Genomic DNA, 13,269 nt, shown 5'->3' with positions numbered 1-13,269 from the left:
GTATCCGTATTTTTACGGAAGTTAAAAGTTTGAACATACTATAAAGGGCCTCTCTTTTGGAGAGGCTTTTTATTTATTTTATACAATACCCCATTAAAGGTATTTTAGTTTGTTTGATAACGCACTACTTTTATTCAGCAGTATGTTTATATTTAGTTTTAACTGGCCTTCCAATCTGGAGAGCCATAATATTACTTAATGATAGCTGTGAGCGAAACGATCAAAAATAATGAAAGCTGATAGCCGAAAAATTAGGCTAGGACGGAGTTTTCTTCATTTGGTCATAAGCTTTCCTCTTTCTACCTACTTTCATGTTTACAACTTTTAACGCTTTATAGAGGCCAATATGATATGTAAGGGGCTAGAGGGGAAAGTAAAGTTTTAAAAATCTCATTTCCCCTCTAGTCCATTTTTACATTCAAAGATGGAGTAGTATCAATGAGGAAGTTACCGTGATTCCCCCTTTCCGGTAACCACTCCATACATATAATTAAGGATAGATCCCACTCACTTTTCTTTTATACATCTGTATGAAAAATAGGGGTCTGACACCTAGGGGTAAATAACCAAGTAGAAAAGACTTATCCTTGCCTAAAACTTATCAATACTTATTTTCAATGAGTTTGAAAATAAATAGAATTATAGCTATTCTACCCTTTAACCCATTCTCTAATCTGTTTGGATTTCTTTTCCTAAATAGAGTGGCAAGTAGAATTGCAGCTATAAAGCTAGGCTGTGTTACCTTGGCAGTAATCAATGGTATATAAGTGCAAATTTAACAGAGTCATGCACTATATAAAATTTTTCAACATACAAAAAGCATTTTTTATATGTGGCTTAGCTTTTCTTTTTGGATGTGCAAGTAGCCAAAAATCAGGTTCTGCTAAAACTGCAGCAGGAGATACACGCACCAAAAAGGTAGAGTTTTTAAATGACAATACGTATTATCTGACTGAAGCTAGTAATGATAAAACGTATGGCTATAACCAAGCTAATCCGATCAAAGTAGGAGGTAGCAAGGAAAGTAGTGGACCTAGAAATCAAAGAAGATTTTTAAACGGCCTGCTCGGTCCAAACGGAGAAGAGATTAAATATTATCGAGCAGGTAGTTGTTGTGCCTTTAAGACCCCTAATGGACCATTTGATAATACAGGTCTATTGGATTTGTATAGAGTTTACTGGGAGGGCAGCAGTGATACCCTTAATATTTATATTAACCTCTATGATAAAGGAAATCTCTTAATACCAGTTGGATTAACAGCCAAAGAGAAATAATTGCTTGAATAATTTATGTTAGATAAAAGAAAAGCCGGACTCATCCGGCTTTTCTCATTTAAAATCAAAGGGCTTCGCTAACCTCTGTTGAGTAGTAGCTCATGGAACAGGAATATAACATGCAAGTTACATACTAGCTTGTCATTGGTAAGGGTGCCAAGTACAGTTACATAACCAAACAAGTTGGATAAAGGCACTAAAGCACTACTTATCTGCAAATTTCCTTTCGCCTATATATCTTTGACTGTACCTATGCTTAGATTCAAGTCTCCAATAACCGCCACTTCCAAGAAACTTCATATAGGGGAAAGGAAGTAATTGCTGGATACGATTTTAAATCAACTTCTTCCCCGCTTGCTCATTTTTACAGTAAAGCCAAAGGGGGAATTAAATTAACCTTCTTTCATTACTGAGGCCTCTAAAAAATGGGCAAGAGGGGAAAGAAAGTTTCAAACTATTATTTTCCCCTCTTGCCCTACTAGTTTCATCCTTTATCTGATTTCCTTCTTAACACCCTAAAAAAACTGAAACAGAGAAGCAAGAAGTAGAATTGCAGGTAGCCAAACACCTCTTGCTAACCCACTGATAAGGTTTGAATTGAACTAATAATAAAATATACTATAAACAAGAATGACCGCGTTTCAAAGACACCTGTACATAAAAACAGGGGATTGTAGTATTTAAACTTTTAACAAATGAGGAAAATTTTTGTAAATGCCTATAACTTTATTGGAAAACTCTATCTGGAACCCTTACTGAGGCTAGAACAGCGCAAAAGACCTTTTCAAACCATTAATGAAAGACCCGTTGAGTATAGCTTTGCCTTTACTTGTTTACAGCGATTGTGTACAGGGAAAATTCTTGATATTGGTTCAGGCCAATCTTCCTGGCCGCATCTGCTATCCAATTGTGGCTATCAGATCACAGCCATTGATAAAATAGATCTGTATTGGAGTCATTACTTTAATAGGCATTATAAAATACTCAAAGATGACATTGTCCAGCCTCAACTGCAAGATAAATTTCAATTTGCTACCTGTTTAAGTGTGTTAGAACACATCAAAGATCATCAGATGGCTGTCAACAATGTGCATCAACTGCTGGAAAAGGACGGGTATTTGATATTAACCTTTCCCTACAATGAGCATCACTATCATGGGGATATTTATAAACATCCGGCTGCCCGAGTAGATCAGCAGGCAAGCTTCATCACCCAAATATACTCCAGAAATGAAATCAATGAATGGCTTACGCAGACGTCATTTAAAATTATAGAGCAAACTTATTATAAAGTCTTTAGCGGAGAATTATGGGCTTTTGGTGAACGCTTGATGCCAAGTATTCAAGTAGAAAAGACGCAATTGCATCATCTTACCTGTTTATTGCTTCAGAAAACAAGGGATTGAACAGAGGGGAGGAACTTGCAGGTACATGCCAATGATGGGGTTGTGATTGTAGATGGAGCGTTTTACCTGGTACTTCAGCGGTGTAGGTCGTCGGATAGACTAAAGAAAAACATTTGAATTCATCTTAGAGAACGATTCCTTGAGTGATTACCTGAAAAGGGAGTTAATTTATTTCCCCCTTTCCTGAAACTTAACAAACTAGATGCTAAACACGCTCTCTTTACTCTCCATTTTTAAAAGGGAACACCATTTTCTAGTTCATCTATTTTAGTGCATAAATCAGCTAAGTATAATAAATGTATTTTCTCACTCATTGAGAAAAAAAATTCTTTAGAAAGTTATATAACTACCTTAAATAGTAGCATTATCATTAGCTTTATCTGTGTATGTTTATATTTTCAAGAAAACGATCAAGTTTATGGAAATAGCTACTAACTTAGTTTTGCATCCTGCTATGTTTCTTATGGTATTTTTTATTGTATGTACCTTGGGGCTTCGAGTATATATTATTGCCAGAACCATTGTTAACAAGCAGAATTTACCCCATTTCCAAAAAGTTGCAAGGCTTAATCTGTTGGAAAATACAAAGAAAGCTTTGGTCTTCAAATGAAAAGCGAAGATGCCCTTCTTTTGGTCAAAGTATCCCCGTTGGCAGCCTGGTATTTAGCAGTATCGATATAAGTGCTGGTAGGCTTATCCTATTTCATCAAGCGGTCAGGAAATATTAATTGGCATTTAAGTTACTCCCAAAGGAAAGTAAATTTACCTTCTCCTTTGGAGTAATTTAAAAGGAAGACCAGGGACCCTACTCTAAGAAAGTGTTCCTGTGAATATTTGCCTAAAAAACTGTTAGGCTGACAAGTAGTGCAAATTTGATAGCAAAAACTAAAATAATAGAGACAAAACATGAAGACAATTGGGCTTATAGGTGGGATGTCTTGGGAAAGTTCAGCGTTGTACTACCAAATCATCAATAGAAAAATACAGCATGTATTAGGGGGTGTCCATTCTTGCAACTGCCTGATGTACTCAGTGGACTTTGCCGAAATTGCCCACCTACAACATACAGGATCTTGGGACTTACTTGCTAAAAAAATGATTTCCGTGGCTCAAAAACTTGAACTCGGTGGTGCCGACATGATCCTTCTTTGCACCAACACCATGCATAAAGTGGCAGAGCGAATAGAGCACAGTATCAACATACCTTTTTTGCATATTGTGGATGCCACAGCAGAGCAAATACAAAAAAAATCCTATAACAGACTTGGCTTATTGGCGACACGGTTTTCAATGGAAGAGGACTTTTTAAAAGCACGATATAAAAACAAATTCAATATTGAGACGATGGTTCCCGATGAGAAAGCACGTGTGGATGTTCATCGAATCATTTATGAAGAATTAGTCAAAGGAATCATTACCCACAAGTCTAAACAACGCTATTTGGAAATCATAGACCATTTAGTTCAAAACGGAGCTCAAGCCATTATTTCAGGCTGTACAGAAATAGAACTGTTAATCAGCCCAAGTGATATTAGCGTGGACTTATTTCAAACAACGAGAATTCATGCAGAAAAAGCGGTTGAAATGGCGTTACAATAGTAACAACTACCACTATCTTATAAGGGTTCATGGAGTGACCTTAACCGTCTATGAACTTGCTATATACAAAACCGGGTTATTTGAGCCCCTTTTTAACTAGACGTCGCATAAGTAAAGCCACAGAGAATGTTAACTTAACTTCCCCTTTGGGGTAACCATCAAGATGGAATAATTACAATAGAATTCATGGCTTGAATTTTATCTCACATAATTTTTCAGATGGGTTGAAACGCTTGCAGACAAATACTCTTTCAAGTCAATATAACATTGGTTGTTGTTGGTATAAAAAAATGGCATGTTAAGTATATGTAGGACTTAACATGCCAATACAAGCTGAAGATTTTACAAGAATGTTCCAAACCTCTCAAAATGACAGGTGTACCCATTTGGGTGTTTTACAAGGTAATCCTGATGGTACTCTTCAGCAGGCCAAAATTGAGTGAAAGGCTCTAGCGTCGTTACCACTTTACCCGGCCAGCGTCCCGATTCATCAACGATTCGGATAATTTCCTCTGCATCGCTTCTTTCTTGTTGGTTCTGGATAAACAATGCTGAACGATAACTGGAGCCTATGTCATTACCTTGCCTATCTACTGTGCTTGGATCATGAATTCTGAAAAAATAATCTAATAGTTCCCTGTATGATGTCTCATTTGCATCATAGCTAATTTCAAGGCCTTCGGCATGTTTTGGATGATTGTGATAGGTAGGATTTTCATTTGATCCTCCTATGTAGCCAACTTCGGTATCTTTTACTCCCGGACGGACTCGAAAAAGATCTTCCATCCCCCAGAAACAGCCTCCGGCTAAGTATGCTTTTTTTAAATTTTCCATATTCATTGTGTTAGGTTAATAATTTCTCTATTGAATCCCTTAATAGATGGCTTTTGGTAGTTCACACATCCATTTTAGTAGTGAAGTGGCATTCATACAATACCGTACACATATCAGTGATACCATAGGTGGTAGAGAAGCTAAGAAGGAGCGGGCTCATGAGAACAGATAGTCATTAGTGATACTATAGTCAACTCATAAAACTTTTATTTGTTATGGGATACACCTAAAGATACATACCCACTGTAGATATACCTATAGTCCATGTTCAAATAAATGTTACAAAAATTCATAGTTAAAATAACCTCCCCTTTCTTGAAACTCTTGGTTTGAACCAGCCCAACTTTAATTTTCTTTACATATTTAGATCTCCCAAATAAATTTAGCGAACCTACAAGGTCATTGTACAGGAAAATCATTATGATCCCTTCGGACTTAATTTAGCCGGTATTGAGAAGAGAGGCGCACCAGATGATAAGCACAAATTTTTGAGTCAAGAACAATTAGAGGAGTTTGGGTTAGGTTGGGTGCAGACAGCTTTCCGGTCGTATGATCCGCAAGTAGGCAGATTTCATCAAGTAGATTTATTGACTGTTATCATTCCAAGTATCAATCCTTATCAATATGCTTATAACAATCCCTCCACCTTAGCTGATCCAAGTGGGCTCTTACCGGAAGATAATGATCCTTCCAGCCGTGATCCGGGCGGCTCATCAGAAGATCCGGGTAATGGCGGAGGTGGGGATGATTCTAAGAAAAAGAAACAACAAGCAGCTCCAGCGGAACCGGCTTTTTATGAAGATGCCTATTGGGTAGAAGACGGCCCTGGTCATCAAAAGATGAAGAAAGCCCTAGAGTTTTTCCCACCAACGGCGGCTGTAAATGCTGTTTCAAAGTATTCTACGGGCCACAGCGTGTTTGATGAAAATGATAAAGCAGACGGTTTGGATTATGCACTTGATTGGCTTGATATAGTTCCGGAAGTAGGAACTGGAGTTAAAATGAGTATAAAAATAGGTGCACAATATGCAATCAAAACAGCTCCTGCTTGGACAACAGCTATTATTGTTGCAATGGCAAAGCAAGGAGGTAAACAAACTGCTCAACAAATTGCAGCTGCTGTTGCTAAAAAATATGCGAAAGAGTTTCAATGCAAACTATGTGCAGAAGCTATTGTAAATGCTCTTAAGAAAGCAGGAATAAAAGGGCAGATTATTGATATAACTACACCTATTCATGGAAAAAGGGGTGGATACTCTATTCATAGCGATAGATTAGGGAAGAATATTGCAACAAATGGTACTCATAGAGCCGTTCTTATAGATGGGAAAATATATGATAACTTCAATACTGATGGTATTGATTATGATACTTGGATAAAAGATTTATATTCTCCCTTTGGATACAAAGTAGATGTCACTCCATTTTAAATAGATAAAATATGAATTCAATAAAAGAACTAATTTTAAAAATAAAAGAAAGACCAAGTGCTTATCTAGGTAAAAAAAGTGTTTCTTGTCTAAAAGCTTTCTTAGATGGATGGTACTTAAGGGATATGACTGGGGTGGAGGACATGCATCTTATGCATTATATTCAAGAAGCTGTTGAAGACTATTACAACATGAAAGATACACATTCATGGGATAGAATTCTACTATTTTATTCTGAAGATGAAGCAGATGCTCTCGCTAAATTTTTTATTTTGTTTGATAAGATTATTAATGAGGATAAGCCTAATTAAAATTATATTCTTAAGTAGTGCTTTGCAAGGCACTATTCTTTTAAAGAAGCAGAACAAGTACCCTATTACAGTAGCTTCAAGATCCACAACCGGCGGATGAGAAAAGCTTCAAATGGAATTAACTGCTAGAGGGAAGCTTCCTACAAAGCTCAGCTTAAGCTGAGCTTTGCTTTTTGCCTTTAAACTACTACTCTCCCTTCAGCCTCAATTTTACAGAGGAGTGAGTAAGGGGTAAATGAGTTACTCGAAAGGGGTATTTTTTATGACATGTAAAAAGCACAAAAAGGAAGGATTACGAGAAGTTATACTAGTTGGGTAAACGCTGACAGGCTAGTAACATATTGAGCGCCTGCTTGCCTAAAGCTTTGCCCGGAAGTAGTCCGATCAGCAATGCCGATAAACTGCAACCCGGCATCCTTGGCCGCCTGATAGTCTTTTAAAGAGTCTCCCACATACAACACCTGCTCAGAACTTATATCATAACCGGCTAGTGTATGTAGGGCAGGAATAAACACTCTGGGATCTGGCTTGTGATAGTGGGTATCCTCTGAAGTTTGAATAAATAAGAACTTATCTAAAGGTAGATGCAAAGGGGCTATCTCTGAGTCAATCATTTCCTTACCTGATGCGGTAATCATTCCTAAGATATATTTATTTGCTAAATACTCAATTGTGGGTGTGGTATCTTGATAAGCGGCATTAGGGAACTGCTCACAAAGTTGGCTTCGGTATTTTAGAATTCTTTCTACATCTGTATCTACTTCCTTAAACAAGCTTGTGTAAAAAAGTTGATGAGGCATTCCCCAATACTGGTCAATCATGGCTTCACTGATGGAATAGTTATAAAACCTTTCTCCTAAAGCTATGATGGCTTGATAGCGGGTAACTTTGGTTTGCACCAATGTGTCATCCAGATCAAAGAGTACAGCCTTAAGATTAGTAAGCAGGCGCATAGTTGATAAGGCAAGAATGGGTTAAATGTAGCTGCAATAAAGCAAAAAAACAAAATTTTGCTGCTTAGAAGAATGCCCTATCGCTGAATCTACAATCAAGCTTTTCCGGTAAACATAAATTGCCCATTCTATAACTGGCTTCTCTGCTATACGTCACTGAAATGGATTCTATCAGTAAGAGGGGGTTAAATTAACTTCCCCTTTGGCTTTACTTCCAAACGGTCTTATTTTTTGGGAGGAGGTCACCCGAAAAGAGGACACTTTAAAATTGAAAGTAGATAAAAGAATTGGTGCTTTTCTGAGTCAGTATAAGCAGGATAAGCATAGCTGACAATACCAAAGTGAGCATCCACCAAGAGTTACGGCTTGCTATCGATATTAAAGAACGATTTCGCATATACCAATGGCAAAAGAGTACTAGTATAGTAAGCACACTTACTTTCAGAATTTCCATATATGACAAAACCGGATTTCCTTCACTGGCAAGATTGAACATAGAAACTAGTAACCTGCCTGCTGTAGCAAAATCTGGTGCCCGGAAGAACACCCAGGTAACATTCACCAGAAAAAAGGTAAGTAAAGCCAGGCTGAAATTAACACCTAATTTGGGTAACTTAACAGTTGGTATAAATGAAGATTTACTCACCATATTACCAGCCAGTGCTGGTTCTGCTGTTGTGCGTAACTGGCTGGGGTTATGTAACCATTCTTTCAATAGTCTTTCCACACATAAAAATAACCCATGCATGGCACCCCATACCACAAAAGTCCATGCGGCACCATGCCAAAGCCCACCTAGCACCATTGTAAGCATCAGATTCAGATAGGTTCGTGCATGACCGTTGCGATTTCCTCCCAGAGGAATGTACAAATAATCTCTCAACCAGGTTGAAAGCGTAATATGCCAGCGCTGCCAAAAATCCGAAAAGCCAATGGCTGCATAAGGGTATCGGAAGTTATCAGGTAGGGTAAATCCCAGACATAAGGCAACCCCGATGGCACAGGTAGAATAACCGCCAAAATCAAAGAAAATCTGCATAGAGAAAGCCAGTACCCCCATCCAGGCATCTAGCAGTACAAGTGACTCTTTTGCGCCAAATACTGTATCAGCCGGAACTGCCAGCATTCCATCAGCTAAACCTACTTTCATAAACAATCCTAGAGAAAGCAAAAATAAACCCCACAGCAGTTGATCTTTTGTTGCCTGTACAGGTTGCTTAAATTGAGGAATGAGTCCATCCGGCCGGACGATAGGTCCTGCTACCAGTTGTGGAAAGAAGGTGACAAACAGGGAGAAGTCCAATAGTGACTTTTCCGGAGGTGTTTTCTTCCAATATACATCCAGTGTATAGGATAAAGTCTGAAAGGTATAGAACGAGATCCCTACCGGAAGAATAATATCCATTTGGGGCGGTTGGTAAGTAATACCGGCTATGGAAAGCAATTGTATGAAGTTATCTAACAAGAATCCTCCATATTTAAAGAACCCAAGTAATCCAAGATTTGCTACCAGGCTTACCAACAGCAAAGATTTTCTCTTCCAGGCATTCTTTTCTTTATATAATGCTAGCCCTACCAGATAATCGACTAAGGTAGAAAACCATAACAGCACGATAAAAGGAGGATTCCATAGTGCATAAAACAGATAACTTGCCAGCAGTAGGTTCAGCTTTTTTACTTTCCAGGAAAAGGGTAAGTGGTGCAGAAGCAATACGAAGCCAAAAAAGAGAATGAATATATAGGAGTTGAATACCATGATCAGAAGCGGTTTGTGGAAGAAGTTGAAGTAAAGGAAGAAGGCGTGGAAAGACCAGTGGAAGACCACCACCCGGATTTTTGCCGCATGATGCGGATCAGGCTGGCAGTAAAAGGGATGGCATCTTCAGGTGTCAGATGCGACCATTCCGGGCATTGATAATGGGCGAGATCCGGGTAGTCTTCAAAATGGATCCCGGCTGTTTGGGTATAGGCCAGTAATCTGTCCCAATAGCGTTCTCTGGGGAAAACTTTCTTTTCATGCTCCCGGTAAGGTCCATTAGAGGGAGGCCTCACAAAAAGTACTTTTCCTCCACGGGCTTTTATCTTATCTATACAGAGCTTTACTTCATCCAGCATGGTCTGTAAGGTATCGCCTCCGTGTCCTTTTTGTACGGACATTGACCACATCCATACTTTTTTTACCTGGTTAAGAAGGGTTGTATCGCGTATTACCTGCTGGCTCATGAAAGTTTGCCGGTCAAAGTTGACATATGTCCATGCGCGGGGAAAGGCAGGAGGAGATGGTTTTATGCTCTCCCGCTTGGGCAATGGCAAAGCCGGCAGTAAAGCGCTTAGCGAAAACCTGTCGTCTAAGAATACAAAACTTGATTCCAGCACCCGGTTAACTTGAAAACTCCCCTGCTGGGCAAGTGACCATTTGGGATAAAAAGCAATACGTTCTCTGGCTCTTGCTTCATATGGTGAGCCGGTGGGTGTAAAAAAAGATCCTTCCGACACATCTACCAGCACAAATCCTTTGAAATTTACATCATCGGCTAAGTCTTTCAGCACTGGTCTGGGGGAGGTTCCAACTAAGGCCAGTTGAACAGGTTTCTGGCCGCATATTTTTTCCCAGGTGGCCAGGTCTACATCGTACTTTATCCGGGACGCACCAATAATTACCGGGGCAGAAGCTGTGGAGTGGTAGATTTCTTTCCGTTTATTGGCCCATAATGGCCCATCATCATTATAAGAAACAGGAAATCCCTCGCTGCGCCAGTATGTTTCCCAGCCTGCAATAAAAGCGGCCACCAGTAGTAAGGTTCCTAAGGCGGCTCTGGTATAGGTAGGTGTTTGCATAAGAGTTTGGTTAAGGTTAGTGGTGAGTATTTATTACTTGATTGGTAAATGCTTTTGGTTGGCAGGTATGGCAGGATGCCGTTTTGTATATACCTATTCTTTCGTCCGCTGCAGTTCATCTTCCGAGCCGGTTTTTCGCTGCCTGGTTCCCTTAAGTTTTTCATTGCCAAACGTATAGGTAAGGTTCAGCATAGCTACGCGGGTATCGAGTGTAATCCGGAAGTCTCTGTTAAAACTAAGCGTATGAATCTCTCCTATGATCCGGTTGGTATGAAACAGATCCTGCACACTCAGTTTAGCTTTTAACCTGGCATTGAGTGTTTTTTGCAGGCCTGCATCCACGGTGCCCAGCCAGGGAAAATGAATAAATGTGTTCATTCTGGGCGTATTCAGCCAGCCGCTGAGTTCAGCTGTCCATCCTTTTCCTAAGATTATTGCACTACTGGCATTTAATCTGGCCGACAGCTGTTCTACAGCAAAGGGCTGCTCCAGGTAGCGGTATTGAAAGCGGCTGTAATAGCCCAATATCGTAGTTTGTAGCGACCATCCCTTCAGCAGATTTACCGGAAAATTTACGGACATGGTGTAGATCTGCGATTTGCCAATGTTGGAAGGCAGCCGCTCGGTGATTGTCTGGGTAATGGGCTGGACAAGCGTAAATATCAGGTTGTCGGTGTAACTGGCCGACAGAGAAGTAAAGAATTTTTCCTTATACCCATGTTTTACCTCCAGTGTCTGGGTGTATTGGGGTTGCAAATAGGGATTGCCCTGGGTATATAGGTACGGATCAGCATAGGAACGGCCAGGGTTCAATAATTCATAGTTAGGGCGGTTGATGCGCCGGATATAGGAGAGAGTGAGCCGGTTCTGCCTGCTGAGTGTTCTGGAGATAAATACACTGGGAAAAAGGTTCAGGTAGTTTCTTTCCACCCGCTTTTGCAGATTGAGTGAGTGGGCAATAGGATGTGTATGTTCTGCCCGAAGTCCCAGAATTATTTCAGTTGCAGCAATTGGTTTCCCCCAAAAGTTGGCATAGAGGGCATTAATTTGCTCAGTGTACTGGAAATGATTGGAAAGCTGCGGATTGGGCTGCAGTTCGCCTGCTGGCCCCAGACTGAAGGTTAAATCATTGTCCGTTTTTACCGCGCTATATTTATAGCCTGCTTCCATTTTCCAGCTTTTAGACAGTGATTGGCTATAATCGGTTTTAGCTGTAAAAATAGTGATGCCAACCGGCATGTAATTCAACAATCCGTCCAGAGTAGTTGCCGGCTGATCGGCAAAGGTAGTAGCTGTCAGTAATGCATTGGAAAATACCTTCCGCAGGTGGCCTATATCTACATCAGCAGTCAGGTCTCCCCCTTTGCCTGTAAACTTGTGCGTAACATTAAGGTTTCCCACCTGATTGGAAATTACATTCGATAAGGTTTTATCGGTTTGCGCATCCATGTATACAGGTCCGTCAGGTCGATTGCGGAAGTAGCTACTGGCTGGCCCGCTTTCCTGATGATTGCTCCAGAAGCCATTCCATACCAGGCCAATCGTTGTATTTTTACCCAGCACATAGTCCATTCCGGCTTTGGCATTCTGTCCGTGGTCTCTAAAGCGTAGATTTGTCGTCTGATTAATGAATGTATGCTGGTCTTCGGCCTGTCTGTCCTGGTCTGTAGTTAGCAACCAGTAATTGCCTCCACGGGTAGCACTTACATTCCCAAAGAGATTTAACTTTTGTGTGCGGTGATTGACTTGCAGGCTGCCTCTTTCCCGGTCATACCGCCCGGAGCCTCCGGCAATGGACAAAGAACCATTGGTGCCAACAGTATTATTTTTCTTCAGGCGGATATTGATAATACCTGAATTGCCTGCTGCATCATACTTAGCTGAAGGGCTGGTGATCAGCTCAACTTTTTCGATATTATCACTGGACATGCTTCTCAGCATCGCTACTACATCGGCCATCGCCAGATAGGTTTGTTTCCCGTCAATCATTAGGAGCACACCATCTTTGCCTTGCAGGGAAATGCCATCGTTCCGCCGGTCTACGGTTACGCCCGGGGCTTTTTCCAATACTTCCAAAGCGGTACTGCCACCCGATATAATGCTGTTGGCTACATGTATGATGGTGCGGTCAATTTGCTGTTCATATATAGGTTTTTGCGCTATTACGGTTACTTGTTCCAGTTGCCTGGTTTCCGGCAAAAGTATCAAAGCAGGCAACTCTACCTGTGGGTGTTCAGCAGAAATGGCAAAATGGGAAGAATAGGTTTTCTTGTAACCTATCATGGAAGCCATCAGCAGGTATGTACCTTCCTGTATATGATCCAACCTGAATTTGCCCGACTGGCTGCTCACCATGCCTTTTACCAATGAAGAATCCTTTGCTTGCAGAAGCAGCACATTTGCGAAGGGAATGCCTTCTTTTTCACTGGTTTGTATCGTGCCTGCCAGATAGGTTTGACCAATAGCAAAGCCAGAGTACTGGAGAACGAACCAGATGATAAATAACGGGGTAACATGCATAGGTTTCATAGGTAATCCCTTTGTTGGTACTACCCAAACCTAAGTTTAAAAGGTGCTTTCAGGTGAGCACTGATGTTGAAAAGAAGGGAATTTTGGTTGCTTG

10 protein-coding genes are annotated in these 13,269 nt (G+C 40.4%); 5 read left to right on the top strand and 5 right to left on the bottom strand.

Going from position 1 to position 13,269, the window contains the following annotated elements; genetic code table 11:
* Positions 1-786: 786 nt before the first annotated feature.
* The 3 genes from Q0590_RS31470 to Q0590_RS31460 all read left to right on the top strand — a co-directional run bounded on the left by Q0590_RS31470 (position 787) and on the right by Q0590_RS31460 (position 4,280).
* Entirely contained in the window at positions 787-1,275 is a 489-nt protein-coding gene (locus Q0590_RS31470; RefSeq protein ID WP_302041635.1) for a hypothetical protein, read from the top strand.
* Between the two features lie 695 nt (positions 1,276-1,970).
* Positions 1,971-2,681, top strand: a complete 711-nt coding sequence (locus Q0590_RS31465) for a class I SAM-dependent methyltransferase (protein ID WP_302041634.1) — start codon at positions 1,971-1,973, stop codon at positions 2,679-2,681.
* 906 nt (positions 2,682-3,587) lie between these two features.
* Positions 3,588-4,280, top strand: coding sequence for an aspartate/glutamate racemase family protein (locus Q0590_RS31460; RefSeq protein ID WP_302041633.1), 693 nt, complete (start codon positions 3,588-3,590; stop codon positions 4,278-4,280).
* Positions 4,281-4,622: 342 nt separating this feature from the next.
* Here the strand turns inward: Q0590_RS31460 and msrA are convergent, their stop codons facing one another.
* Entirely contained in the window at positions 4,623-5,114 is a 492-nt protein-coding gene (gene msrA, locus Q0590_RS31455) for a peptide-methionine (S)-S-oxide reductase MsrA (RefSeq protein ID WP_302041632.1), read from the bottom strand.
* A 401-nt stretch (positions 5,115-5,515) separates the two neighbouring features.
* On the opposite strand from msrA, the gene Q0590_RS31450 reads away from it, so the two are divergent.
* Positions 5,516-6,544, top strand: a complete 1,029-nt coding sequence (locus Q0590_RS31450) for a papain fold toxin domain-containing protein (protein ID WP_302041668.1) — start codon at positions 5,516-5,518, stop codon at positions 6,542-6,544.
* An 11-nt stretch (positions 6,545-6,555) separates the two neighbouring features.
* Positions 6,556-6,855, top strand: a complete 300-nt coding sequence (locus Q0590_RS31445) for a hypothetical protein (protein ID WP_302041631.1) — start codon at positions 6,556-6,558, stop codon at positions 6,853-6,855.
* 302 nt (positions 6,856-7,157) lie between these two features.
* Here the strand turns inward: Q0590_RS31445 and Q0590_RS31440 are convergent, their stop codons facing one another.
* The 4 genes from Q0590_RS31440 to Q0590_RS31425 form a co-directional block, all read right to left on the bottom strand.
* Complete coding sequence (locus tag Q0590_RS31440) at positions 7,158-7,808, bottom strand: HAD family hydrolase (RefSeq protein ID WP_302041630.1); 651 nt, start codon at positions 7,806-7,808, stop codon at positions 7,158-7,160.
* Positions 7,809-8,070: 262 nt separating this feature from the next.
* Positions 8,071-9,564 (bottom strand): MBOAT family O-acyltransferase, encoded by a 1,494-nt coding sequence (locus Q0590_RS31435; protein ID WP_302041629.1) that lies wholly within the window; start codon positions 9,562-9,564, stop codon positions 8,071-8,073.
* A gap of 2 nt (positions 9,565-9,566) precedes the next feature.
* A complete protein-coding gene (locus tag Q0590_RS31430) occupies positions 9,567-10,646 on the bottom strand; it encodes a hypothetical protein (protein ID WP_302041628.1) in 1,080 nt (359 codons plus the stop codon).
* 93 nt (positions 10,647-10,739) lie between these two features.
* Positions 10,740-13,175, bottom strand: a complete 2,436-nt coding sequence (locus Q0590_RS31425) for a TonB-dependent receptor (RefSeq protein WP_302041627.1) — start codon at positions 13,173-13,175, stop codon at positions 10,740-10,742.
* Positions 13,176-13,269: the final 94 nt, after the last annotated feature.

This window comes from Rhodocytophaga aerolata, assembly GCF_030503435.1.
GTDB lineage: Bacteria > Bacteroidota > Bacteroidia > Cytophagales > 172606-1 > Rhodocytophaga > Rhodocytophaga aerolata.
Note: the sequence above shows the minus strand (reverse complement) of the source record. Positions and strands in the feature narration are given on the sequence as shown.

Excerpts from the sequence above, each read along its gene's own strand:
- Q0590_RS31440 (WP_302041630.1), bottom strand. The coding sequence starts at position 7,808 with ATGCGCCTGCTTACTAATCTTAAGGCTGTACTCTTTGATCTGGATGAC.
- Q0590_RS31435 (WP_302041629.1), bottom strand. The coding sequence starts at position 9,564 with ATGGTATTCAACTCCTATATATTCATTCTCTTTTTTGGCTTCGTATTG.
- Q0590_RS31430 (WP_302041628.1), bottom strand. The coding sequence starts at position 10,646 with ATGCAAACACCTACCTATACCAGAGCCGCCTTAGGAACCTTACTACTG.
- msrA (WP_302041632.1), bottom strand. The coding sequence starts at position 5,114 with ATGGAAAATTTAAAAAAAGCATACTTAGCCGGAGGCTGTTTCTGGGGG.
- Q0590_RS31460 (WP_302041633.1), top strand. The coding sequence starts at position 3,588 with ATGAAGACAATTGGGCTTATAGGTGGGATGTCTTGGGAAAGTTCAGCG.
- Q0590_RS31425 (WP_302041627.1), bottom strand. The coding sequence starts at position 13,175 with ATGAAACCTATGCATGTTACCCCGTTATTTATCATCTGGTTCGTTCTC.
- Q0590_RS31445 (WP_302041631.1), top strand. The coding sequence starts at position 6,556 with ATGAATTCAATAAAAGAACTAATTTTAAAAATAAAAGAAAGACCAAGT.
- Q0590_RS31465 (WP_302041634.1), top strand. The coding sequence starts at position 1,971 with ATGAGGAAAATTTTTGTAAATGCCTATAACTTTATTGGAAAACTCTAT.
- Q0590_RS31470 (WP_302041635.1), top strand. The coding sequence starts at position 787 with ATGCACTATATAAAATTTTTCAACATACAAAAAGCATTTTTTATATGT.